The organism is Streptomyces sp. PA03-5A (assembly GCF_033792725.1).
Classification (GTDB): domain Bacteria; phylum Actinomycetota; class Actinomycetes; order Streptomycetales; family Streptomycetaceae; genus Actinacidiphila.
The window spans coordinates 1-24356 of record NZ_JARAVL010000042.1 but is presented as its reverse complement, the minus strand read 5'-3'; the positions used below and the strand labels follow the sequence as shown (position 1 = coordinate 24356).

General features: G+C 71.9%; 19 protein-coding genes. 1 reads left to right on the top strand and 18 read right to left on the bottom strand.

Features of this window, described 5'->3' with window-relative positions; translation table 11 throughout:
* Positions 1-10 precede the first annotated feature (10 nt).
* From PV410_RS37010 to PV410_RS36995, 4 genes are all read right to left on the bottom strand, one after another.
* Positions 11-448, bottom strand: a complete 438-nt coding sequence (locus PV410_RS37010) for a GNAT family N-acetyltransferase (RefSeq protein ID WP_500330503.1) — start codon at positions 446-448, stop codon at positions 11-13.
* A complete protein-coding gene (locus PV410_RS37005; protein WP_499516802.1) occupies positions 441-1376 on the bottom strand; it encodes an RluA family pseudouridine synthase in 936 nt (311 codons plus the stop codon). Before PV410_RS37005 ends, PV410_RS37010 begins: the two co-directional genes overlap by 8 nt.
* Positions 1377-1434: 58 nt before the next feature.
* On the bottom strand, positions 1435-1995 hold the full coding sequence (gene lspA / locus PV410_RS37000; RefSeq protein ID WP_500330501.1) for a signal peptidase II: 561 nt from the start codon (positions 1993-1995) through the stop codon (positions 1435-1437).
* Between the two features lie 119 nt (positions 1996-2114).
* On the bottom strand, positions 2115-3347 hold the full coding sequence (locus PV410_RS36995) for a TraR/DksA family transcriptional regulator (protein WP_500330500.1): 1233 nt from the start codon (positions 3345-3347) through the stop codon (positions 2115-2117).
* A 555-nt stretch (positions 3348-3902) separates the two neighbouring features.
* Here PV410_RS36995 and ileS point away from each other — a divergent pair.
* A complete protein-coding gene (gene ileS / locus PV410_RS36990) occupies positions 3903-7064 on the top strand; it encodes an isoleucine--tRNA ligase (protein WP_500330498.1) in 3162 nt (1053 codons plus the stop codon).
* Between the two features lie 804 nt (positions 7065-7868).
* On the opposite strand, the gene PV410_RS36985 is transcribed toward ileS, so the two are convergent.
* The 14 genes from PV410_RS36985 to PV410_RS36920 form a co-directional block, all read right to left on the bottom strand.
* Positions 7869-9092 (bottom strand): DivIVA domain-containing protein, encoded by a 1224-nt coding sequence (locus tag PV410_RS36985; RefSeq protein WP_500330496.1) that lies wholly within the window; start codon positions 9090-9092, stop codon positions 7869-7871.
* A 46-nt stretch (positions 9093-9138) separates the two neighbouring features.
* Positions 9139-9429 (bottom strand): YggT family protein, encoded by a 291-nt coding sequence (locus tag PV410_RS36980; RefSeq protein ID WP_018557120.1) that lies wholly within the window; start codon positions 9427-9429, stop codon positions 9139-9141.
* Between the two features lie 62 nt (positions 9430-9491).
* A complete protein-coding gene (locus tag PV410_RS36975) occupies positions 9492-10073 on the bottom strand; it encodes a cell division protein SepF (protein WP_018557119.1) in 582 nt (193 codons plus the stop codon).
* A gap of 63 nt (positions 10074-10136) precedes the next feature.
* The gene (locus PV410_RS36970; RefSeq protein WP_500330494.1) at positions 10137-10898 is read right to left on the bottom strand and encodes a YggS family pyridoxal phosphate-dependent enzyme; all 762 of its coding nucleotides are present in this window, start codon (positions 10896-10898) and stop codon (positions 10137-10139) included.
* A complete protein-coding gene (gene pgeF, locus PV410_RS36965; RefSeq protein WP_500330581.1) occupies positions 10870-11610 on the bottom strand; it encodes a peptidoglycan editing factor PgeF in 741 nt (246 codons plus the stop codon). Before pgeF ends, PV410_RS36970 begins: the two co-directional genes overlap by 29 nt.
* A 15-nt stretch (positions 11611-11625) precedes the next feature.
* Positions 11626-12846 (bottom strand): cell division protein FtsZ, encoded by a 1221-nt coding sequence (gene ftsZ / locus PV410_RS36960; RefSeq protein WP_500330492.1) that lies wholly within the window; start codon positions 12844-12846, stop codon positions 11626-11628.
* A gap of 246 nt (positions 12847-13092) precedes the next feature.
* A complete protein-coding gene (locus PV410_RS36955) occupies positions 13093-13866 on the bottom strand; it encodes a cell division protein FtsQ/DivIB (protein ID WP_500330490.1) in 774 nt (257 codons plus the stop codon).
* A gap of 184 nt (positions 13867-14050) precedes the next feature.
* Positions 14051-15142, bottom strand: coding sequence for an undecaprenyldiphospho-muramoylpentapeptide beta-N-acetylglucosaminyltransferase (gene murG, locus PV410_RS36950; protein ID WP_500330489.1), 1092 nt, complete (start codon positions 15140-15142; stop codon positions 14051-14053).
* Between the two features lie 6 nt (positions 15143-15148).
* Positions 15149-16549, bottom strand: a complete 1401-nt coding sequence (gene ftsW / locus PV410_RS36945) for a putative lipid II flippase FtsW (RefSeq protein ID WP_500330488.1) — start codon at positions 16547-16549, stop codon at positions 15149-15151.
* A gap of 40 nt (positions 16550-16589) precedes the next feature.
* Entirely contained in the window at positions 16590-17999 is a 1410-nt protein-coding gene (murD, locus tag PV410_RS36940) for a UDP-N-acetylmuramoyl-L-alanine--D-glutamate ligase (RefSeq protein WP_500330579.1), read from the bottom strand.
* Between the two features lie 80 nt (positions 18000-18079).
* Positions 18080-19144: a phospho-N-acetylmuramoyl-pentapeptide-transferase gene (gene mraY / locus PV410_RS36935; RefSeq protein WP_499511361.1), complete on the bottom strand. Its 1065-nt coding sequence runs from the start codon at positions 19142-19144 to the stop codon at positions 18080-18082.
* Positions 19144-20568, bottom strand: a complete 1425-nt coding sequence (locus tag PV410_RS36930; protein WP_500330486.1) for a UDP-N-acetylmuramoyl-tripeptide--D-alanyl-D-alanine ligase — start codon at positions 20566-20568, stop codon at positions 19144-19146. Before PV410_RS36930 ends, mraY begins: the two co-directional genes overlap by 1 nt.
* Positions 20565-22160, bottom strand: coding sequence for a UDP-N-acetylmuramoyl-L-alanyl-D-glutamate--2,6-diaminopimelate ligase (locus tag PV410_RS36925; RefSeq protein WP_500330485.1), 1596 nt, complete (start codon positions 22158-22160; stop codon positions 20565-20567). The genes PV410_RS36930 and PV410_RS36925 overlap by 4 nt, the downstream gene beginning before the upstream one ends.
* Before the next feature lie 169 nt (positions 22161-22329).
* A partial coding sequence (locus PV410_RS36920) for a peptidoglycan D,D-transpeptidase FtsI family protein (protein WP_500330484.1) occupies positions 22330-24356 on the bottom strand: 2027 nt, incomplete at its 5' end.

Genomic DNA, 24356 nt, shown 5'->3' with positions numbered 1-24356 from the left:
TCCGCCCCGGTCAGAGCACGCGCCTCATCGACAGGTGCGGGATGCCCGCCTCCTCGTACTCCTCGCCGAAGGACGTGTAGCCCAGGCGCTCGTAGAAGCCGACGGCGTGCGACTGGGCGTGCAGCTCGACGGCGGACAGGCCGTGCCGCCGGGCCTCGTCCTCGATGGCGCGCACCAGGGCCACGCCGATGCCCAGCCCGCGGGACGCGCCGGTCACGGCGAGCCGGCCGAGGATGCCGGTGCCGTCCTCGCCGAGGAGGAGCCGGCCCGCGCCGAGGCCGCCCCCGGGGCCGGTGGCCAGGACGTGCACGGCGTCGGTGTCGTGGGCGTCGTACTCCAGCTCGGCGGGGACCTTCTGCTCGACGACGAAGACCTCGTGCCGCACCGCGTAGTACGCCTTCAGGTCGTCCGGGTCGGTGGCGACCCGGACCTCGTAGGTCTCAGGCACTGTCGGCTCGCACGGCGTCGAGGGCGTACTGCAGGTCGTCGGGGTAGGAGCTCTCGAACTCCACCCAGCGGCCGTCCTCGGGGTGGGAGAAGCCCAGGCGGACGGCGTGCAGCCACTGGCGGGTGATCTTCAGCCGTTTGGCGAGGGTGGGGTCGGCCCCGTAGGTCAGGTCGCCGACGCAGGGGTGGCGGTGGGCGGCCATGTGGACCCGGATCTGGTGGGTGCGGCCGGTCTCCAGCTTGATGTCGAGCAGGGAGGCCGCGCGGAACGCCTCGACGAGGTCGTAGTGCGTGACGCTGGGCTTGCCGTCGGCGGTCACGGCCCACTTGTAGTCGTGGTTGGGGTGGCGGCCGATCGGCGCGTCAATGGTGCCGCTGAGCGGGTCCGGATGGCCCTGGACCAGCGCGTGGTAACGCTTGTCGACCGTGCGCTCCCGGAACTGCTGCTTGAGGTCGCTGTACGCGATCTCCGACTTGGCGACGGCCATCAGCCCCGAGGTGCCGACGTCGAGCCGGTGGACGATGCCCTGGCGCTCGGCGGCGCCGGAGGTGGAGATCCGGTAGCCGGCGGCGGCCAGGCCGCCGATGACCGTGGTGCCGGTCCAGCCGGGGCTGGGGTGTGCGGCCACGCCCACGGGCTTGTCGATCACGACCACGTGCTCGTCGTCGTGGACGATCCGCATGCCGGGCACCGGCTCGGCGACGACCTCCACCGGGCGCGGCGGCGCGGGCATCTCGACCTCGAGCCAGGCACCGCCCGACACCCGGTCGGACTTGGCGGCCTCGCTGCCGTCGATCGTCACCTTCCCGGCGGCGGCCAGCTCGGCCGCCTTGGTCCGCGAGAAACCGAACATGCGGGCGATGGCGGCGTCGACGCGCTCGCCCTCGAGGCCATCGGGGACGGGAAGGGATCGAACTTCGGCAGGCATACTCACCTGATCGAGTATGCCGGATCCGCGGGGCGTCCTCCGCCGCCCCGATCCCGGCTCAGTCCTTGTGGACGGTTCCGTCCGGGTCGAGACCGCGGAAGGACAGCAGGACGATCAGGATGCCGCCGCAGACGATCGCCGAGTCGGCCAGGTTGAAGACCGCGAAGTGGGTCGGCGCGATGAAGTCGACCACGTGCCCCTGCAGGAAGCCCGGCGCGCGGAACACCCGGTCCGTGAGGTTGCCGAAGGCGCCCCCGAGCAGCAGCCCCAGCGCGATCGCCCACGGCACGCTGTGCAGCTTGCGGGCGATCCTGGCGATCACCACGATCACCGTGACCGCGATCACCGTGAAGACGATGGTCATGCCCTGGCCGAAGCCGAAGGCCGCGCCGGCGTTGCGCACCGCTTCCAGGCGCAGGTAGCTGCCGAACACGTCGATGGGCTCGTGCCCCTCCAGGCTGGTCACCACCCAGATCTTGGAGAGGAGGTCGAGGACGTACGCGAGCGCCGCGACGCCGAGCAGCACGGCGATCCGCCGCGGCCCCTTGCCGGTGACCTCGTCCGTACCGCCGGTCGGCTCCTCGGCCGTGTCCGCCGCGGTCTCCTGTGCCTTCGCCATGTGAGTCCTTCAGCCCTGATCTGCGCCAGTCCGGATCCTGACGCAGACGAGGTTACGGCACATACGTCCGAACAGCGGGGCTGCGGGGGTTCGGGCCCCGCGATTCCCCGTGTCCGCGGTCAGTGGCGTTCCTGGCGCTGCTTGCAGTCCACGCAGAGCGTCGCACGGGGGAAGGCCTGCATCCGCGCCTTGCCGATCGGCTTGCCGCAGGACTCGCAGAGCCCGTACGTGCCGGAGTCCAGCCGCTCCAGCGCGTGCTCGGTCTGCGCGAGCATCTCGCGGGCGTTGGCGGTCAGCGCCATCTCGTGCTCGCGCGTGATGTTCTTGGTTCCGGTGTCGGCCTGGTCGTCGCCGGCGCCGTCGCCCGAGTCGCGCAGCAGCCCGGTGATGGCGTCCTCCGAGGTGGAGATCTCGGACCGCAGCCGGTCCATCTCGGCCAGCAGTTCGGCGCGCGCCGCGTCCACCTCCTCCTCGGACCACGGCTCCTCGTCGGGCCGTACGGCCAGGTCGCCCGCGGCGACGACGCCCGCCGCCTCGGCGATGCGGGCCGTGGGGACCGCGGAGGCGGACGCCCCTGCCGCGGCCGTACCGGCCGCCGTCTTCTTCGCTGCCACCGTCTTGGCTCCCGTCTTCGTGGCCTTCGTGGCCCTCGTGGTCCTCGCCGCCGCTCGGGCGGGGGTCGTGCCGGTCTTCGCGGTCCTCGCGGGTGCGGCCGTCGCGGCCGTACCCGCGGTCTTGGCGGTCTTGGCGGTCTTGGCGGTCTTGGACGTCTTCGCGGCCTTCCCCGCGGGCGCGGCCTTCTTCGCCGGTGCGGCCTTCTTCGCCGCGGCCGGCGCCTTCGCGGGCTTCTCCGCCGCCGTGACCGCCTTCTTGGCGGGAGGCGCGGTCTTCCTCGCGGTGCGTGCCGCGGTCTTCCGTGTGGACGCCGCCTTGGTCGTCGTCTCCTCCGCCACGGCCGCCTTCTTTCCTGCGGCCTCGGCCGCGGTCTTCCCCGCGGCGGGCGCCGCGGCCTTCTTCGCGGCGGGTGCCGCCTTGCGTACGACAGCCTTCTTCGCGGGCGCCTTCTTCCCGGCCGCGGCCTTCTTCGCGGTCGTCCTGGTGGCCGGCGCCGCCTTCTCCGGCGGCGCGGACGTACGGGGGACCACCCGCTTCGCGGGGGTCCGCTTCCCCTCGGCCGCTCCTTCGCCGGCCGTGGCGGTGTCGCTGCGAGCGGGGGACGCGGCCCTGGTGGGGCGCTTGGCCGCCGCCTTCCGCGCGGTGGGCGCGGCGCTCCTGCGGGCCGCGGAGGCGGCCGCCGGTGCCGTCTTCTTCGCCGTCGTCTTCTTCGTGACGGTGGTCTTCTTCCCCACCATGGCCGAGGCCCCTTCACATATTGTGATCTTGCTCGCGAATCGTGCCGGAACGATAAATCGACTCCGGACCCGCGGCAACGGGGCACGCCGCCTGATCCGCCTGCCGCTCCGGGTCGGGAGGCAGGTCTGCATCGGTTGTGCCCAGCTCTCCACGAGGTATTCCGGTACCAACGGGTAACAGGGTGCGGACCGGGCCATTCGGGTCACACCGGCTCCCCGCGGAAACCCGGCCGACACGGCACCCCGCAGCCCCTTACACTGGGCGGAGCGAAAGGCGTGGAAGGGGACGAGTAGCGCCGTACGCAGCCCATAGCGACCCGGGGACGGTGGAAGCCCGGGGGTGTGCGCGACGTGAAGATCACCCCGGAGCCGCCGGAAGAAAGCCCGCGAGGGCGAGTAGACCCGGTAGCGCGACCCCAATGAGGGGGTTGCGGAGCGAGCCCGCGAGGGCCCGTCCGCAGCCAAGGAGGGTGGTACCGCGGGAGCAGTCACAGCACGTGCTCTCGTCCCTCCGACGGAATACGCACGCGACGTGTCCGCCGGAGGCAGAATCCGATGACGCAGTACCGCCAGGTCCCCGCCCAGGTCGACCTGCCCGCGCTCGAGCACGAGGTGCTCGCGTTCTGGCAGGAGAACAAGGTCTTCGCCCGCTCCCTCGAGCAGACCGAGGGCAAGCCCGAATGGGTCTTCTACGAGGGCCCGCCCACCGCCAACGGCATGCCCGGCGCGCACCACATCGAGGCCCGCGTCTTCAAGGACGTCTTCCCGCGCTTCAAGACGATGCAGGGCCACCACGTGACCCGCAAGGCCGGCTGGGACTGCCACGGCCTGCCGGTCGAGCTCGCCGTCGAGAAGGAACTGGGCTTCTCCGGCAAGAAGGACATCGAGGCGTACGGCATCGCCGAGTTCAACGCCAAGTGCCGCGAGTCCGTGACCCGGCACACCGACGCCTTCGCCGAGCTGACCACCCGCATGGGGTACTGGGTGGACCTCGACGACGCCTACCGGACGATGGACCCGGAGTACATCGAGTCCGTCTGGTGGTCGCTGAAGCAGATCTTCGACAAGGGCCTGCTGGTCCAGGACCACCGCGTCGCACCCTGGTGCCCGCGCTGCGGCACCGGCCTGTCCGACCACGAACTGGCGCAGGGCTACGAGACCGTGGTCGACCCCTCGGTCTACGTGCGCTTCCCGCTCACCTCCGGCCCGCTCGCGGGCGAGGCCGCGCTCCTGGTGTGGACGACCACCCCCTGGACGCTGGTCTCCAACACCGCGGTCGCCGCCCACCCCGACGTCACCTACGTCGTCGCCACCGACGGCCGGGAGAAGCTGGTCGTCGCCGAGCCGCTGCTCGGCAAGGCGCTCGGCGTGGGGGCACCTCCCGGGCCGTCAGGCCCAGGGGGAGGCTGGGAGGCCACCGGGCAGCGCTTCACCGGCCGCGAGATGGAGCGCTGGACGTACGACCGGCCCTTCGACCTGGTGGAGATGGAGGGCGCGCACTTCGTCGTCAACGCCGAGTACGTGACGACCGAGGACGGCACCGGCCTGGTCCACCAGGCGCCCGCCTTCGGCGAGGACGACCTCAAGACCTGCCGCGCCTACGGCCTGCCCGTGGTCAACCCGGTGCGCCCCGACGGCACCTTCGAGGAGGACCTGGAGCTCGTCGGCGGCCAGTTCTTCAAGAAGGCCGACGAGGCCCTCGTCGACGACCTGCAGGCGCGCGGGCTGCTCTTCCGGCACCTGCCGTACGAGCACAGCTACCCGCACTGCTGGCGCTGCCACACCGCGCTCCTCTACTACGCGCAGCCGTCCTGGTACATCCGCACGACCGCGGTCAAGGACGCCCTGCTCCGCGAGAACGAGCGCACCAACTGGTACCCGGAGGCGGTCAAGCACGGCCGCTTCGGCGACTGGCTCAACAACAACATCGACTGGGCGCTGTCCCGCAACCGCTACTGGGGCACGCCGCTGCCCATCTGGCGCTGCGAGGAGGGCCACCTCACCTGCGTCGGCTCGCTGTCCGAGCTGTCGGAGCTGACCGGCACCGACCAGACCGGCCTCGACCCGCACCGGCCCTTCATCGACGACGTCACCTTCGCGTGCCCGCAGTGCTCCGCCGAGGCCGTGCGCGTGCCCGAGGTCATCGACGCCTGGTACGACTCGGGCTCCATGCCGTTCGCGCAGTGGGGCTACCCGTACCGGAACAAGGAGCTCTTCGAGGGCACCTACCCGGCGCAGTTCATCTCCGAGGCGATCGACCAGACCCGCGGCTGGTTCTACACGCTGATGGCGGTCGGCACCCTGGTCTTCGACCGGAACGCCTACGAGAACGTGGTCTGCCTGGGCCACATCCTCGCCGAGGACGGCCGGAAGATGTCCAAGCACCTGGGCAACATCCTGCAGCCCATCCCGCTCATGGACCAGCACGGCGCCGACGCCGTGCGCTGGTTCATGGCGGCCGGCGGCTCGCCCTGGGCGGCCCGCCGGGTCGGCCACGGCACGATCCAGGAGGTCGTCCGCAAGACCCTCCTGACGTACTGGAACACGGTCGCCTTCCAGGCCCTGTACGCCCGCACCTCCGGCTGGGCCCCGGGCGAGGCCGACCCGGCCCCGGCCGACCGCCCGCTGCTGGACCGCTGGCTGCTGGGCGAGCTGGGCGCGCTCGTGCGGGACGTCACCGACGCCCTGGAGTCGTACGACACCCAGCGCGCGGGCAAGCTGCTCTCGTCCTTCGTCGACGACCTGTCCAACTGGTACGTGCGCCGCTCGCGGCGCCGCTTCTGGCAGGGCGACAAGGCGGCGCTGCGCACCCTGCACGACGTCGTCGAGACGGTGACCCGGCTGATGGCGCCGCTGGTGCCGTTCATCACCGAGCGCGTCTGGCAGGACCTGGTCGTCCCGGTCACCCCGGGCGCCCCCGGGTCGGTGCACCTGGCCGGCTGGCCCACGGTGGACGAGGCGCTGGTCGACCCCGTCCTGTCCGACCAGATGGCCCTCGTACGCCGCCTGGTGGAGCTGGGCCGCGCCACGCGTGCCGAGTCCGGGGTCAAGACCCGCCAGCCCCTCTCGCGGGCCCTGGTGGCCGCCTCGGGCTTCGAGGCACTGGGCGAGGAACTGCGGGCGCAGATCGCCGAGGAGCTCAACGTCGCCTCCCTGGCGTCCCTGAGCGAGGTCGGCGGCTCCCTGGTCGACACCACGGCCAAGGCCAACTTCCGCGCCCTCGGCAAGCGCTTCGGCAAGGGCGTCCAGGCCGTCGCCAAGGCCGTCGCCGAGTGCGACGCGGCGGCGCTGTCGCTGGCGCTGCGCGAGGGCAACGCGTCGGTCCTCGTGGACGGCGAGCCGGTCGCCCTGTCGGCGGAGGAAGTGATCATCACGGAGACCCCGCGGGAGGGCTGGTCCGTGGCGTCCGACTCCGGCGCGACCGTGGCGCTCGACCTCGAGATCACCCCGGAGTTGCGCCGCGCGGGCCTGGCCCGTGACGTCATCCGGCTCGTCCAGGAGGCCCGCAAGAACAGCGGCCTGGACGTCGCGGACCGCATCGCGCTGCGCTGGGCCGCGGCGGACGCGGAACTGGCGGAGGCCCTCGCGGAGCACGCGCGGCTCGTCGCGGACGAGGTCCTCGCGACGGACTTCGCCTCCGGCGCCCCGGAGGAGGGCTACGGCCCCGCGTTCACCGACGAGGCCCTCGGCCTCACCTTCCACCTCCGCAAGCGGTAACCCCCGCGGGGCCGCACCCCACGCGCCGCCCTCCGCCCACGTTCCCTGTGGGCGGAGGGCGTCGTCGTCCGCGGGTCGTTTGTGGTTGCGGTTGCGCCTGCGGCGGGCGGTTCCCCAGCCCGCCCTCCCTCCCCCAGCCTTCGGCCGGGGGGACCCCCATCCGGCGCGATTGGTGCGGGCTGCGCGCGTGCATGGTGGGCCGGGGCGTGGCCTCCGGGGCTGGGCATTCTGGACCGCATATTTATCTGCATGGCGGGCGGTCCAGGTCAGACCCCGGATGCCGCACAACACATACACATCAGCGTCCAGAACGCCCACCCTTCCCCAGCCTTCGGCCGGGGGTGCCCCCAACGACCCCGCCCCCTCCGTATCGAGCGGCGGCCAACGGCCGGTTGGGGGTGAGTGGGCGGTCCGGGGTCGCCGCAGATGCCTTACTCACCCCCACCGGCCGTCATGCGCCCCAACACACCGGGAGGGGGTGTGGCGGGGTGCGCCCGGAAGCGATGAGCGGCGGACCCGGTGCCGAATGACGTAGGGCCAAACCGCGAGCGCTGTGGGGGTCCCCCCGGCCGAAGGCTGGGGGAGTGCGCCGGCGCGCCACCGACCCCACAACGACCGCGCGAGGCGGTCACTGACCGCGCCGGGCAATCGGGCGGGAGGGCGGGTGGACGCCCGCCGCAGGCGCAAACAACCCGCACACAACCACCGGGCCGCAAGAGGCACGCCAAAGGGCCGGGCCCCGAGGGAAGCGATTCCCTGGGGGCCCGGCCCTGTGGTGCTGCCGTCGCGCGAGCGACTACGCGACTAGTTGTCGTCCTCGTCGATCAGGAACCCACGCATCGGCGTCGGCGCCTGCTGCAGCGGCGCCGGCCCCTGCGGCCGCACCGGTGCCATCGGCTGCGTCATAGCGGGAGACATCTGCTGCTGGCCGCCGTACGTCGGGTTCTGCCCGCCGACGCCGCCCATGCCCTGCCCGCCGTAGCCCTGGTTGCCGCCCATGGTGCCGGCGCCGGCCGTGGCCATGCCGCCCATGGTGCCGCCGCCCATCGTGCCGCCCATCCCGCCGGAACCGGAGGACAGGGACGCGGCCGCGGGGGTGCGCGGCGGGGCGAGCGAGTCGTCGGCCTGGTTCTCCAGCTGACGCAGCTGGCTCTCCAGGTACGACTTCAGGCGCGTGCGGTACTCGCGCTCGAAGCCGCGCAGGTCCTCGACCTTCCGCTCCAGCGTGGCGCGGGCGGACTCGAGGGAGCCCATGGCCACGCGGTGCTTCTCCTGCGCGTCCCGCTCAAGGGCGTCGGCCTTGGCGCGGGCGTCGCGCTCGAGGCCCTCGGCACGGCTGCGGGCCTCGCCGACGATCTTGTTCGCTTCGGCGCGCGCCTCGGCGATCGCCTGGTCGGCCGTCTGCTGGGCGAGCGAGAGCACACGGGCGGCGCTGTCGCCACCGGGGCCCTGCTGCTGCATCGGGTGACCGGGACCACCCATGGGGTGCTGGCCGTGCTGCTGGCCCATCGGGCCGGGACCCATGGGACCGCCCTGCATCGGGCCCTGGCCCATCGGACCCTGACCCATGGGGCCTTGGCCCATGTGGCCCTGACCCATGGGGCCCTGACCCATCGGGCCGGGACCCATGGGACCGCCCTGCATCGGACCCTGGCCCATCGGACCGGGGCCCTGCTGTGCACTGGGCCCGGCGGGCAGGGCGAGGCCACTGCCGGGTCCCTGGGGACCGGGGCCGCCCATCTGCTGGGGCGGCACCGGCTGCGGTCCCGATATGGCGGCGGGCACGGGGGCCCCGGGACCGCGGCCGTCCTGCGGCTCGGGCTTGCGCATGCCCTGCTGCTGGTTCTGGGCGGCGGCACGGGTCGCCGCGGCCAGCTTGGCGCGCAGGTCCTCGTTCTCGCGGAGCAGTCGGGTCAGTTCCGCCTCGACCTCGTCGAGGAAGGCGTCCACCTCGTCCTCGTCATAGCCTTCTCGGAGGCGGACGGTCGTGAACTGCTTGTTCCGCACATCCTCGGGGGTCAGTGGCATCTCTTCACCTCAACGTGATCGTCGACATATCGGGAGCCCGCATCGGTCATCCTCGCAAGCCCCCTACGACGGTGAGCAGGATGTACACGATGATCATCAATACGAAGAAGGACAGGTCGAGCGCCACGCCCCCGAGACGCAGCGGCGGGATGAACCGCCGCAGAAGCTTGAGTGGCGGATCGGTGACAGTGTAGGTGGCCTCCAGGACGACCACCATGGGCTTCCCGGGCTGCCACGATCGAGCGAACTGGAAAACATAGTCCATCACCAACCGGAAGATCAGGACGAGCAGGAAACACATCAGCGCGATCCACAGCACCTGGAGTGCGATGTCCATCGCGCTTCCCTCTCCCTTGCTCGTCCATGGCCCTCACGGCCGGTTTCGTACGGTTGCGTATCTCAGCTCTGATTGAAGAACCCGCCCTCGGCGATGCGGGCCTTGTCCTCCGCCGTGACATCGACGTTAGCAGGCGACAGCAGAAACACCTTCTGCGTCACCCGCTCGATGCTGCCGTGCAGCCCGAAGACCAGCCCGGCGGCAAAGTCGACAAGTCGCTTCGCGTCCGTGTCGTCCATCTCCGTCAGATTCATGATCACCGGCGTGCCCTCGCGGAAGTGTTCCCCGATCGTACGGGCTTCGTTGTACGTCCGGGGGTGGAGTGTCGTGATCCGGTACGGCTCTCGTTCCGACACGACCTTGGGCATGATCACCGGCGCGTTCTTCTCCAGGCTATGGCGTTCTTGTGTGATGGATGCCACTGCGGCGATCCGTGGTTCCCGGGGGGCCGGGGCGTGCACGATGCGTGCCGGTTCCTCCGGTTGTGTCTGATGTGGTGGCTGGTGGGACTGGTGCGGTCGGCGGGAGCGCTCCGGCTCGGGTTCCGGTTCGAACTCGTCGTCGGGGTCGAAGCCCGGGCCGTCGTACCCGTCGTCCTCCACGAGGCCGAGGTAGACCGCCATCTTGCGCATCGCGCCGGCCATGCTCTGCGTCCTCTCAGCGGGGAAAGACCATATTTTTTGTGTGGTCCGACTTGTTTGGTGACGTTACCCGAGCCCGGTCCGGACTCCGAGTACCGCGCTACCGATGCGTACGTGTGTCGCACCGGCGGCGACGGCCTCTTCGAGGTCCGCGCTCATCCCTGCCGAGACCATGTTTGCAGCCGGATGCGACGCGCGCAGGCAGGATGCGATTTCCGCCAGCCGATCGAAGGCGGCGCGGGGTTGACCCGCGTACGGCCCCGCCAGCGGTGCGACCGTCATCAGTCCGTCAAGGCGCAGCCCGGGGGCGGCCGCGACGGTTTCGGCGATCCCTTCGACGGCATCGGGTGCGATTCCGCCGCGGGCGCCCTGCGCCCCGGCCTCGGCGTCGAGCGCGACCTGGACCAGGCAGCCGAGCTCACGGTCGGCCCGCTCGGACTTCATGACGGCCGCGGAGAGCGCTTCGACCAGCCGGAGGCGGTCAACCGAGTGCACGAGGTCCGCGTAGCGGACCACCGAGCGCACCTTGTTCGTCTGCAGCTGACCCACGAAGTGCCAGGTCAGCGGTAGGTCCGCACAGGCCTCCGCCTTGGGGGCGGCGTCCTGGTCGCGGTTCTCCGCGACCTGGCGGACGCCGAGCTCCGACAGGATCCGCACGTCGCTCGCCGGGTAGGTCTTGGTGACCACGATCAAGGTCACCTCGTTCCGCGCCCGGCCGGCCGCCGCGCAGGCCGCCGCGATGCGCTCCTCGACCGCGGCCAGGTTCCCGGCCAGCTCGGCCCTTCGCTCTTGCGTACGGTCAGTCACTCGGGCCGTCCAGCCAGACATATCCCGCGAGTCGTCCGGTGGTCCGCTCACGGCGGTAGGAGAAGTGGTCTCCGGACTCCATCGTACAAATATGGGATTTCTCACCCATCGGGACACCCAGTCGGGCAAGTTGGGCGTGCACTCCGGTGGCGATGTCCAGGGAGGGGGTGCCCCAACTGGTGGTGGCACGGGCCTCGGGGACGGCGGCGGCGACCTCTTCGCGCATCGCCTCGGGCACCTCGTAGCAGGCGCCGCAGACCGAGGGGCCGGTCATCGCGGTGATCCGTTCCGCGCGGGCGCCGAGGCCGACCATGGCCTCGACCGCCGCCGGGACGACCCCGGCCAGCAGACCCGGGCGGCCGGCGTGGGCCGCGGCCACCACCCCGGCGTGCGCGTCGGCCATCAGGACCGGGACGCAGTCGGCGGTCAGGACCGCGAGGGCGAGTCCGGGCCGCGTGGTGACGACGGCGTCCACCTCCGGGACCCGGCCGTCGGCCCAGGGGGCGGCGACCACGGCGACGTCGTTGCCGTGCACCTGGTTCATCCACACCACCCGGGCGGGGTCGAGGCCCAGCCCGCGTGCGGCGAGGTCACGGTTGGAAAGGACGGCGGCCGGGTCGTCACCGACCGCGCCGCCGAGGTTGAGGCTGTCGTACGGAGCGGCGCTCACCCCTCCCCACCTGTCGGTGAAGGCGAAGTGGGCGCCGCCCGGACGTGCGTGGTTGAGCGTTATCACGTGTGACTGTGCTTACTTCAGGAAGTCGGGTACGTCGAGTTCCTCGGCGGCAGTGTCCTGGTACGGACGCGCCGGGGGAACCTGCGGGGCGATCGGCTGGGCCGGCACCTCGGCGACCGGCTCGGGCTTCGGCCCCTCCTCACGCTGGGTGACACTGCCCAGGCCGCTGAAGGCCGGGCGGGCCGGCTCGGTGGCCGGGGTGGCCGGACGGGCCGGCGACGAGGAGGAGTTCTCCTCGCGGGAGGAGTACGAGCCGAGCACCTTGTCGCGGTTGCGGGTCGGCGGCTGCCCGCCGTCGAAGCCGGCCGCGATGACGGTGACCCGGACCTCGTCGCCCAGGGCGTCGTCGATGACCGCACCGAAGATGATGTTGGCCTCGGGGTGGGCGGCCTCGCTGACCAGCTGGGCCGACTCGTTGATCTCGAACAGGCCGAGGTCCGAGCCACCGGAGATGGAGAGCAGTACGCCCCGGGCGCCGTCGATGGACGCCTCCAGCAGCGGCGAGGAGATGGCCATCTCCGCCGCGGCGACCGCGCGGTCGTCCCCGCGGGCCGAGCCGATGCCCATGAGGGCCGAACCCGCCTCGGACATCACGGACTTCACGTCGGCGAAGTCGAGGTTGATCAGACCGGGGGTGGTGATCAGGTCGGTGATGCCCTGGACACCGGAGAGCAGCACCTGGTCCGCGGAGCGGAAGGCGTCCAGCACGCTCACCTGGCGGTCCGAGATGGACAGCAGCCGGTCGTTCGGGATCACGATGAGGGTGTCGACCTCGTCGCGCAGCCCCGCGATGCCGTCCTCGGCCTGGTTGGCCCGGCGGCGTCCCTCGAAGGTGAACGGCCGGGTGACCACACCGATGGTGAGGGCGCCCAGCGTGCGGGCGATGTTGGCCACGACGGGCGCGCCGCCGGTACCGGTGCCGCCGCCCTCGCCCGCGGTGACGAAGACCATGTCGGCGCCCTTGAGCACCTCTTCGATCTCCTCGCGGTGGTCCTCGGCGGCCTTCCGGCCGACGTCCGGGTTGGCCCCGGCGCCGAGTCCACGCGTGAGTTCACGGCCGACGTCCAGCTTGACGTCGGCGTCGCTCATCAGCAGGGCCTGTGCATCGGTGTTGATCGCGATGAACTCGACGCCCTTGAGACCGACCTCGATCATCCTGTTGATGGCGTTCACGCCACCGCCGCCGATGCCGACGACCTTGATGACTGCGAGGTAGTTCTGCGGTGCTGCCACGTCGAAGGCCTCTCGCCTCGAGTTACGTATACCTGTGGGGACCGTCGGGAAGGCCGGCCGATCCGAACCCTAACCCTGAGGTTTAGGGTTACCAGTATGTCTGTCCCGCACTGTCTTTGGGACAGGACACTAAATCGACAAGCGGTTCGCGTTCAACGAACACGCCGAACCTCCCGTTTTTCTTTTGACCCTATGTGATCACGCCAGAGCCGGACCAACCAGGGTGTCGAACAGAAGGCTGGGACGTCAACTGTCCGACGCAGCAGGGGATGTTGGGGCGCTCACGTCGAAGAACTCGGCATCGTGCTCGACTTTCATCAGCGCCGCGAGGGCAACCGCTTTCTCCGCCCCTCGATCCGCACTCCCCCACATCACCGCACGTCCACCGGTCAGTTCGACCGTAATGTCGTCATATGAGCGCACATCGATGAGCTGTGCGTCCCGGTATGCGACCTTCGGCAGGTCCGCCGCGACCTGAACCGCCGCCGCCAATAGTCGTTTTGTCCCAAAAAGACGATAGCTCGCGGAGTCGCGGTCAGGCCTCAATTCGATGATGGGCACACCCTTGAGAGGAGTGTCCCGCTCGTCGAACCGGAAGCCGTCCGCGTCGACTTCGACGAAGTACCCGTCACCTTTCACAAGGGCGGCGGGAGTTCGCTCCGTCACTTTCAGTGTGATCGCGTGCGGCCACGAACGCTCCACCTCCACGGCGGAGATGCGCGGCAACCGCGCCTTCAGCCGGCGGGCGATCACGTCCGTGTCCACGGAAACCAGCGGCCCGTTGAGCGGCACCTGCGCGGCGTCGCGCACCTGGTCGGGGTAGAGCACCTCCGTGCCCGTCACGCGGACCTGCGTCGCGCGCAGCCAGGCGGAGCCGTACAACAGCCAGGTGCCCGTGCCGCCCAGCACGGTGGCCGCGGCGAGCGCCGTCAGGACGATGAGGCGCCGGCTCCGCCGCGGCGGGCGCTCGGTCCCGCCGTCCTGCTCGCCGGCCGCCGGGGCGGTCGTCGGTACGGCCACGTTCGCCTCCGGGGTCGTCGGAACTGCCTTGCGCTTCCGGGCAGGCTAGTCGTCGTGCTGGGTGCCCGGGCGGCCGCGCGCCGCCCGGCGGGCCGGGCCTCCTCCCCCGTGACCCCAACGGAGCACGGGGGACCCCCGGCGTCGCCCGCCGGGGGTGCCGGAGGTGCCCGGCCGGCACCGGGGTTCAGCCGCGGCGGGCGGCGATCGCCTCGTAGACCATGCCGACGAGCAGCTCGTCGGCGTGCGGGCGGCCGAACTCTGCCGCGGCGCGCGACATTTCGTACAGGCGGTGCGGATCGGTCAGGACGGGCAGCACGTTGCCGAGCACCCACTCAGCGCTGAGGTCCGCGTCGTCGACGATGACGCCGCCGCCCGCCTTGACGAGCGGCTGCGCGTTCAGCCGCTGCTCGCCGTTGCCGATCGGCAGCGGGACGTACGCGGCCGGCAGGCCCACGGCGGAGAGCTCGGCGACGGTCATGGCGCCGGCCCGGCAGAGCATCATGTCGGCGGCGGCGTAGGCGAGGTCCATCCGGTCCAGGTAGGGGACCGGGACGTACTGCGGCATGCCGGGCATGTTGTCGGCGTGCGGGAGCTCGTTCTTCGGGCCGACCGCGTGCAGGATCTGGACGCCGGACTGCTGCAGGCGCGGGGCGACGGAGGCGATCACCTCGTTGAGCCGCCGGGCGCCCTGGGAACCGCCGGAGACCAGCAGGGTCGGCAGGTTCTGGTCGAGGCCGAAGGCGGCACGCGCCTCCGCGCGGACCGCGGCGCGGTCGAGGGTCGCGATGGACCGGCGCAGCGGGATGCCGACGTAGCGGGAGTGCCGGAGCTTGCTGTCCGGGGTGCTCACGGCCACGTAGCCGGTGTAGCGGGAGCCGATCTTGTTGGCGAGGCCCGGGCGGGCGTTGGCCTCGTGCACCACGATCGGCACGCCGAGCCGCTTGGCGGCCAGGTATCCGGGCAGGGCGACGTAGCCGCCGAAGCCGACGAGCGCGTCGGCCTTGGTCCGCTCCAGGATCTGCTCGGCGGCCTTGATGGTGCCGCGCAGCCGCCCTGGGACGGTGATCAGCTCGGGGGTGGGCTTGCGCGGCAGCGGGACGGCCGGGATGAGCGCCAGATCGTAGCCGCGTTCCGGCACCAGCCGGGTCTCCAGACCCCGCTCGGTGCCGAGTGCCGTGATCCCCACGGTCGGGTCCTGCCTGCGCAGGGCGTCGGCGAGCGCGAGCGCGGGCTCGATGTGGCCGGCGGTCCCCCCACCGGCGAGTACGACATGCACCGAAATTCACCGCTCTCCGGACGGTCGCCGTCTGACGAACCGCCTCATCGTCCGTGTCATTGCCCCCGGCCAGTAGCCGGGCCCCCGCGCGTTGAGTGCCGCTCGCGCGGCGGGCTCGCTCCTCGCGAAGGAGATGAGCAGCCCGATCGCGAACATGGTCGGCAGGAGGGCCGAGCCTCCGTAGGAGAACAGCGGGAGCGGGACACCGGCGATCGGCAGCAGGCCGAGCACCGCACCGATGTTGACCACGAACTGCGCCGTGATCCACGTCGTCACGCCTCCCGCGGCAAACCTGACGAAGGGCTCCTCCGTACGACCGGCCACGCGGATACCCGCATAGCCTAGAGCCGCGAAGAGGACGAGCACCGACAGCGTCCCCGTCAGCCCCAGTTCCTCCCCGGTCACGGCGAAGATGAAGTCGGTGTGCGGCTCGGGCAGTTGACCCCATTTTTCCACGCTCGCGCCGAGTCCGGAACCGAACCATCCGCCCGAGGCGAGGGCGTAGATCCCGTGCACGGCCTGCCAGCAGCCGCCACCGGGAGTGACGTCGGTGGCCCCGATGCAGGCGAGCCGGTCCATGCGGTTGCCGCTGGTCTTGATCAGCAGGAAGCCGATCATCCCCGCGACCCCCAGGACGCCCGCGAACAGGCGGGTGGGGGCGCCGGCGATCCACAGCAGGCCGAACAGGATCGCGGTGAGGATGATCGCGGTGCCCATGTCACCGCCGAGCATGATCAGGCCGAGCAGCAGGAAGGCGACCGGCACCAACGGGATCAGCAGGTGCTTCCACTGAACGAGGAGCTTGAGGTCCTCCTTGCGGGCCAGCAGGTCCGCGCCCCACAGGACGAGCGCGAGCTTGCCGAACTCACTGGGCTGCAGCTGGAACGGGCCGCCGAGGTAGAGCCAGTTCTGGTTGCCGTTGACGGACTGCCCTATCCCCGGCACCTGGACCAGGGCCATGAGGAAGACCGAGCCGACGAGCAGCGGGTAGGACAGCGCCCGGTGCAGCCGCACCGGCACCCGCGAGGCCGCGACGAGCAGGCCGGTGCCGAGCACGGCGGCGAACAGCTGCTTGCGGAAGTAGTACGTGGACGGCAGCCCGTACTCCAGCGCCTTGATCTGCGAAGCGGAGAAGACCATCACCAGGCCGAGCACGGTGATCAGCAGGCTGCTGCCGAGGATGACGTAGTACGCGGTCAGCGGGCGGTCCCAGGTCCGCATGGCGCGGTCCAGGACGACCCTGGCGCCCCGCAGCGCGCTGCCCCGCGACGCCTTCCCGCCGGGGGTGCGCGCCCCGGCGGCGGCCGCCCCGCGCCGGGGCGGCGCCGCCCGCGGGGGGCGGGCGGGCGCCTTCAGGGCGTTGCGGGAACGAGAACCGGAGGCGTCACCGTGGTCGGCTGCCGTCATGTCCCCTCCTAGGTCGCGGTGCGTGCCGGAGCGGCCCCGGCTACTGCCCGGCGCCGGGCGCCCGCAGATCCCGTACGGCCTGCGCGAAGGCGTTTCCGCGAGCCTTGTAGTCCGCGAACATGTCCATCGAGGCGCAGGCCGGTGCCAGCAGCACCGTGTCCCCCGGGTGGGCGAGGTCCCGCGCGGCGTGGACGGCCGCCGCCATCGCCCCAGTGTCGGTGCGGTCGAGGTCGACGACCGGGACCTCGGGGGCGTGTCGCGCGAGCGCTTCACGGACGAGGGCGCGGTCGGCCCCCATCAGCACGGCGCCGCGCAGCCGCTTGGCCGCGCCCTTGACGAGCTCGTCGAAGGTGGCGCCCTTGGCGAGGCCGCCGCCGATCCAGACGATGTGCTCGTAGGCGGCGAGGGACGCCTCGGCGGCGTGGGTGTTGGTGGCCTTGGAGTCGTCGACGTAGTCCACGTCGTCGATCCGGTCCACGTGGGCGATGCGGTGGGCGTCCGGCCGGAAGGCGCGCAGGCCGTCCCGGACGGCGGTCGGCGAGGCCCCGAACGCACGGGCGAGGGCGGCCGCGGCCAGGGCGTTGGCGATGTTGTGCGGGGCCGGCGGGTGCACGTCGGAGACCTCGGCCAGCTCCTGGGCGTTCTTGTGCCGCTCGGGCGCGAAGGCCCGGTCGACCAGGATGCCCTCGACGACCCCGAACTCCGAGGGCCGGGGGCTGCCGAGGCCGAAGCCGATCGCGCGGCAGCCCTCCTCGACGTCGGCCTCGCGCACCAGCGCCTCGGTGGCGGGGTCCGCGAGGTTGTAGACGCAGGCGACCTTGTTGCCCTCGTAGACGCGGCCCTTGTCGGCGGCGTAGGCCTCCATCGAGCCGTGCCAGTCGAGGTGGTCCGGGGCGAGGTTCAGGACGGCGGCCGAGTGCGGGCGCACCGAGGGGGCCCAGTGCAGCTGGTAGCTGGACAGCTCCACGGCGAGGACGTCGTGCTCCTGCCCGGACAGGACGACGTCCAGGATCGGCGTGCCGATGTTGCCGACCGCCGCGGTGCGCAGGCCCGCAGCGCGCAGGATGGAGGCGAGCATCTGCACGGTGGTGGTCTTGCCGTTGGTGCCGGTGACGGCGAGCCAGGGCGCCGCCCCGGGGCCGCGCAGCCGCCAGGCCAGCTCCACGTCGCCCCACACGGGCACGCCCGCGGCCCCGGCGGCCGTGAAGAGCGGGCTGGTGGGCTTCCACCCGGGCGAGGTGACGATCAGTTCGGTGCCCTCGGGCAGGGTCCGGCCGTCCCCGAGCCGCACGGTGACGCCCAGCGCCTCCAGCTCGGCGGCCTGGGCCCGGGCCGGCTCGTCGTCGCCGTCGTTGACGACCGTCACGCGGGCGCCGAGGGCGTGCAGCACCTTGGCGGCGGGCACGCCCGAGACGCCGAGCCCCGCGACGGTGACCCGGCGGCCCGGCAGTCCGAGCCGCCCGGCCGCCTCGACGGCGGCCGGCGGAAGGCCGCCCTGACGCGAGCCGGGCTCCTGCCCGGGGGCCGAGGTCACTGCGCGGCCACCCAGCCCGCGTAGAAGAGACCGAGGCCGACGGCCATGCACATGCCCTGGATGATCCAGAAGCGGACGACGACCAGGACCTCGCTCCAGCCCTTGAGCTCGAAGTGGTGCTGCAGCGGTGCCATGCGGAAGACCCGCTTGCCGGTCAGGCGGAAGGAGCCGACCTGGATGACCACGGAGAGGGTGATCAGGACGAAGAGGCCGCCCAGGATCGCCAGCAGCAGCTCGGTGCGGGAGCAGATGGCCAGACCGGCCAGGGCGCCGCCGAGCGCGAGCGAGCCGGTGTCACCCATGAAGATCTTGGCCGGCGAGGTGTTCCACCACAAGAAGCCGAAACAGGCGCCCATCAGCGCCGCGGCGACGACCGCGAGGTCGAGCGGGTGCGGTACGTCGTAGCAGCCGGGCCCCGCGGTGATGACGTTGGAGCAGGACTGGCCGTACTGCCACACGCCGATGACGGTGTAGGAGGCGAAGACCATCACCGAGGCGCCGGTGGCCAGGCCGTCGAGGCCGTCGGTGAGGTTCACGCCGTTCGACATCGCGAGGATCATGAACAGCGCCCAGATCACGAAGATCACCGGGCCGAGGGACCAGCCGAAGTCCTGTGTGAAGGACAGCCGGGTGGAGGCCGGGGTGACGCCGCGGGCGTCGGAGAACTGCAGCGACAGCACCGCGAAGGTGATGCCGACGATCAGCTGGCCCGCCATCTTCGCCTTGGCCCTCAGGCCCAGGCTGCGCTGCTTGACGATCTTGATGTAGTCGTCGAGGAAGCCGACGACGCCCAGTCCCGTGAAGAGGAAGAGCACCAGCACGCCGGAGATCGTCGGGCGCTCCGAGGTGATGACCTTGGTGAGCGCGTACGCGACGAGCGTGGCCAGGATGAAGGCGATGCCGCCCATGGTGGGCGTACCGCGCTTGCTGTGGTGTTCCTTGGGCCCGTCGTCGCGGATGAACTGGCCGTAGCCCTTGCGGGCCAGCAGCTTGATCAGCATCGGGGTACCGACGAGGGACAGGAACAGACCGAGAACACCCGAGACCAGGATCTGGTTCATTACTCAGCGCCCCCGCCCTCGACGCCGTCGAGCAGCGCGAGTGCGACCCGCTCCAGGCCGACCGCCCTCGATGCCTTCACCAGCACGACGTCCCCCGGACGCAGTTCACTGCGCAACAGGTCGATCGCCGCCTCAGCGTCGGACACGTGCACCGACTCCTCACCCCACGAACCCTCGTTGTAGGCGCCCATTTGCACCCAGGCGGCCGCCTGGCCGCCGACTGCCACGAGCTTGCTGACGTTGAGCCGGACGGCCAGCCGTCCGACAGCGTCGTGCTCCGCGAGGGCCTCCCCGCCGAGCTCCGCCATCTCGCCCAGCACCGCCCACGTGCGTCCCCCGCGTGCCTCGGCGGCACGGCCCATGGCCGCGAGCGCGCGCAGGGCGGCTCGCATGGATTCGGGGTTCGCGTTGTAGGCGTCGTTCACGACCGTCACGCCGTCCGGCCGTTCGACGACCTCCATGCGCCAGCGGGACAGCGTCCCCGCCTCGGAGAGCGCGGTGGCGATCTCGTCGACGGGCATGCCGAGTTCACGGGCTACGGCGGCCGCGGCAAGCGCGTTCGACACGTGGTGCTCACCGTACAGGCGCAAGGTCACTTCGCTGCACCCGGTAGGCGTTGTGAGCGTGAACACGGCCTGACCTCGGTCGTTGAGGCGGACGTTCTCGGCGCGGACGTCTGCGTCGGCGGACTCGCCGAACAGCACGACGCGCGCCTTGGTGCGGGAGGACATGGCGCGTACGAGGGGATCGTCCGCATTGAGCACGGCGACGCCGCCGTCGGCGGCCTCCGGCAGCGCCTCGACCAACTCGCCCTTGGCCTGGGCGATCTGCTCTCGGCCGCCGAACTCGCCGATGTGGGCGGTGCCGACGTTGAGGACCACGCCGATCCGCGGCGGGGTCAGCTCGGTGAGGTAGTGGATGTGGCCGATGCCGCGGGCGCCCATCTCCAGCACCAGGTGCCGGGTGGTGTCGTCGGCGCGCAGCGCGGTCAGCGGCAGCCCGATCTCGTTGTTGAGCGAGCCGGGCGTCCAGACGGTCGGGGCGAGCCGCTGCAGCACCTGTGCGGTGAGGTCCTTGGTGCTGGTCTTGCCCGCCGATCCGGTCAGCGCCACGAGGGTCGCGCCGAGCCGTTCGATGACGTGCCTGGCCAGTGCACCCAGGGCGAGCTGGACGTCGTCCACGACGATCGCGGGCACGCCGACCGGCCGGGCCGCCAGAACGGCGACCGCTCCGGCCGCCACGGCCCGCTCCGCGTAGTCGTGACCGTCCACGTGCTCGCCCTGGAAGGCGACGAAGAGGCCGCCCGGCGTCACCTTGCGGGAGTCGATCTCCACGGACCCGGTGACGGGCACCGTCGGGTCCGGTATGTCGTACGTGCTCCCGCCGACCGCGTGTGCGACCTCGGCGAGGGTGAGTGGGATCACAGCTGGTCCTGGTCCTTCTCCTGCGCTGGTGTGCCGGCGGCCCGTTCGATGGCCGCGCGCAGCACTTCTCGGTCGTCGAAGGGGCGTACCACTCCGGCGATGTCCTGGCCCTGCTCATGGCCCTTGCCGGCCACCAGTACGGTGTCGTCCGGCCGGGCCAGGGCGACGGCGGTCGCGATGGCCGCCGCCCGGTCGGGTTCGACGACGACATGGCCCCGCTCGTGCGCGGGCACCCCGGCTGCTCCGGCCAGCATCGCGGTGAGGATCGCGAGCGGATCCTCGGAGCGGGGGTTGTCCGAGGTCAGCACGGCCGTGTCGGCCAGCCGTGCCGCGGCGGCGCCCATCGGGCCGCGTTTGGTCTCGTCGCGGTCCCCGCCGCAGCCGAGGACGATGTGCAGGTTGCCCTTGGTGACCTTGCGCAGGGCCCGCAGCACCGATTCGACGGCGTCGGTCTTGTGGGCGTAGTCGACGACCGCGAGGTACGGCTGGCCCGCGTCGACGCGCTCCAGCCGGCCCGGCACGCCCGGGACGGCGGCGACGCCCTGGGCGGCCGTCTGCGGGTCGATCCCGGCCACCGCCAGGGCGGCGATCGCGGCGAGGGCGTTGGCGACGTTGAAGGGGCCGGGAAGGGGCGAGGCGGCCTCGATGCGCACGCCGCCCGGGCCGACGACGGTGAAGGTGGAGCGCAGCGGCCCGGTCACGACGTGCTCGGCGCGCCAGTCGGCGTCGGGGTGGCCGTCGGCGGAGAAGGTGGTGACCGGCACCTGCGACTCGCGGACCAGGCGGCGGCCGTACTCGTCGTCGATGTTGACCACGCCGGCCTTGCTGCGGCGCGGGGTGAACAACTGCGCCTTGGCCTGGAAGTAGTCCTCCATGCCCGAGTGGAACTCCATGTGCTCGGGGCTGAGGTTGTTGAAGACGGCGACGTCGAAGACCGCCCCGTCCACCCGTCCCAGCACCAGGGCGTGGCTGGAGACCTCCATGACCAGGGACTCGATCCCGCGCTCGCGCATCACCGCGAAGAGTGCCTGCAGGTCCGTGGCCTCGGGGGTGGTGCGCTCGCTCTTGATCCGCTCGTCGCCGATCCGGGACTCGACCGTGCCGATCAGTCCCGTCCCGCCGCCGTGCACCGCCCGCAGGCCGCCCTCGATGAGGTAGGCGGTGGTGGTCTTGCCGGAGGTGCCGGTGATCCCGATCTGCAGCAGGTCCTCACCCGGCCGGCCGTAGATCTCGGCGGCCAGCTCGCCCATCCGCGACCGGGGGTCCTGGACCGTCAGCACCGGCAGGCCGGTCGCCGCCGCACGCTCGGCGCCCGCCGGGTCGGTGAGGATCGCCGCGGCCCCCAGTTCGGCCGCCTGCGGGGCGAAGTCGGCACCGTGGAAGCGGGCACCGGGCAGCGCGGCGTACAGGTCGCCGGGGCGGACGGCCCGCGAGTCGTGCGTGATCCCGGTGACCGGGGCGGCGCTGGGCGCGGGCGGTTCCGCGCCCAGCCGCGCGGCCAGTTCCGTGGTCGGTACGGGCCGGACCCGGGTGGGGCGGGGCGCGCCCGGCTGCGTCGGTTCGGGGCGGGGGGACTGATCAGCGTGTGACACGGCCGTGAGAGTACCCGCCGGGCCGGGCTCCGGGCCAAAAGCCCCTCGCCGGGCTTCCGGCCTGCTGCTTCCTCCGGTACGGTCCGCGTGCGCGGGGCTACCGCCCGTACCTTCCGCTGTGGGGTCGTGTCCGTTCACGGCCGCCGTTCCTTCCTCCCCTGCTCGCCGGTCACGGCTTCGAGGGGTCCCACTCGACCGGCAGGTTCGGGGCCTTGGTTCCGCTGGGCGCCGCCTGCAGGGACTTCAGGGCGAACTCCATGACCCGCTTGAACACCGGGCCGCAGATCTGACCACCGAAATAACTGCCGCGGGTCGGGTTCTGGATCACGCAGGACACGGTCAGCCGCGGGTCGTCGGCGGGGGCGAATCCCATGAACGAGGCCGTGTAGCCGCTGTAGGTGCCCGTTTCCGGGTCCACCCGGTTGGCCGTGCCGGTCTTGCCCGCGACGCGGTACCCCGCGATGCGGGCCCTGGTGCCGGTGCCCTGCTCGTCGCCGACCACGGACTCCAGCATGGTGGTGAGCGTCTTGGCGGTCTTCGCGCTGACCACCCGGGTCCGCGGCGCCTGCGGGGACGGGACGAAGCGGCCGTCCGGGCCGGTCGTGCCGCGCACCAGGCTGGGCTCGACCCGTACACCGCCGTTGGCGATCGTCGAGTACACCGAGGTGGCCTGCAGCGCGTTCAGCGACAGGCCCTGCCCGAAGGGGATGGTGTACTGCTGGGACGCGTTCCACTGGTCCGGCCTCGCCAGGATGCCGGGCGTCTCGCCGGGGAAACCGACCCCCGTGGGCCGCCCGATGCCGAATTTCCTCAGGTACGAGTAGAGGACGCGGTTGGCCTGCTTCTGGTTCTTGCCGAGTTGCTCGGCGGCCAGGATCGTGCCGATGTTGCTGGACTTGGCGAGCACGCCGTTCAGGGTCAGGTGCCAGGTGCCGTGGTCCACGTCGTCGTGGAAGACGCGGTCGGCGCGCGGCAGGGTGCCGGGCACCGTGACGTGGGTGTCCGGGGTGGCCACGCCCTCGTCGAGGACCGCGGCCATGGACATCAGCTTGCTGACGCTGCCGGGCTCGTACGCGTCCTGCAGCGCGGCGTTGCCGAGGGCGGTGGGGTCGGCCCGGGTCAGGTCGTTGGGGTCAAAGCCGGGGGCGTTGGCCATGGCCAGCACCTGCCCGGTGCGGGTGTCCTGGACGATCACGTAGCCGCGGTCGGCGTCGGACGCCCTCACCTGCTGGGTGATCGCCCGCTGGGCGGCCCACTGGATGTCCCGGTCCAGGGTCAGCTCCACGTCGGTGCCGGGCTCGGCGGCGCGCTCCTGCACGCTGGCCGTGGGCACCCGGCGGCCGCCGGACTGGGCGTAGGTGACGGTGCCGTCCTTTCCCGCCAGTGCCTTGTCGAGGCGGCTCTCCAGACCGCCGCCGCCCGCGCCGGAGGCGTTCACCCAGCCGATCACGCCCGCCGCGAGGTCACTCGCGGGGTAGACGCGCTTGGCGTGCCGGAGCCGGAAGACCCCGGCGAGGTAGTTGACGCCGTCGCCCTTCTCGGCCCGGTCGGCTAGCGCGCTCTGCAGGTCCTTGATCTGGTTCCAGACCTGCGGCGACTGCTGCCGGGCGATGATCTCGTTGCGCGATCCCGGGTAGTTGGCGAGCTGCTTCGCGATCTCCTTCTGGTCGCCGTCGACGATCGGCGCGAGCAGTTCCGCGGCGCGCGCCGGAGCGTCCTTCACCTCGGCGTACTTGGGGGTGAAGAGCATCGGGTCGGCCGTGATGTCGTACGCGTCCACGGTGGTGGCCAGATCGACCCCGTTGCGGTCGGTGATCGTCCCGCGCTCGGCGGCGAGGGTCACCTTGACGTTGCGGTTGACCTCGGCCTTTGCGGCGTAGGTCGCGGCGTCCACGGCCTGCACCTGGAAGAGCCGGATCACGAAGGTGAGCATCACCAGCGTGAGAGCGAAGCTGACCAGTCGCAGGCGCGGCCGTGGCCGGCCCAGCCGCAGCAGCGGCGCACCGGCCGGCGTGACCGGGCGCGGGGGCCTGCGCCGCGGCGGTACGGCCCCGCGGCCGGCCCGGTCCCGGGCGCCCCTGGCGTCGCGTCCGCCGGCGGCCGGCCTGCGGGCCCCGGGAGAGCGTCCGTGCGGCACGCCGGAGGTGCCGGCGCTGCCGGACGTGCCGGACGCGCCGGATCCCTCGCGGCGGGGGG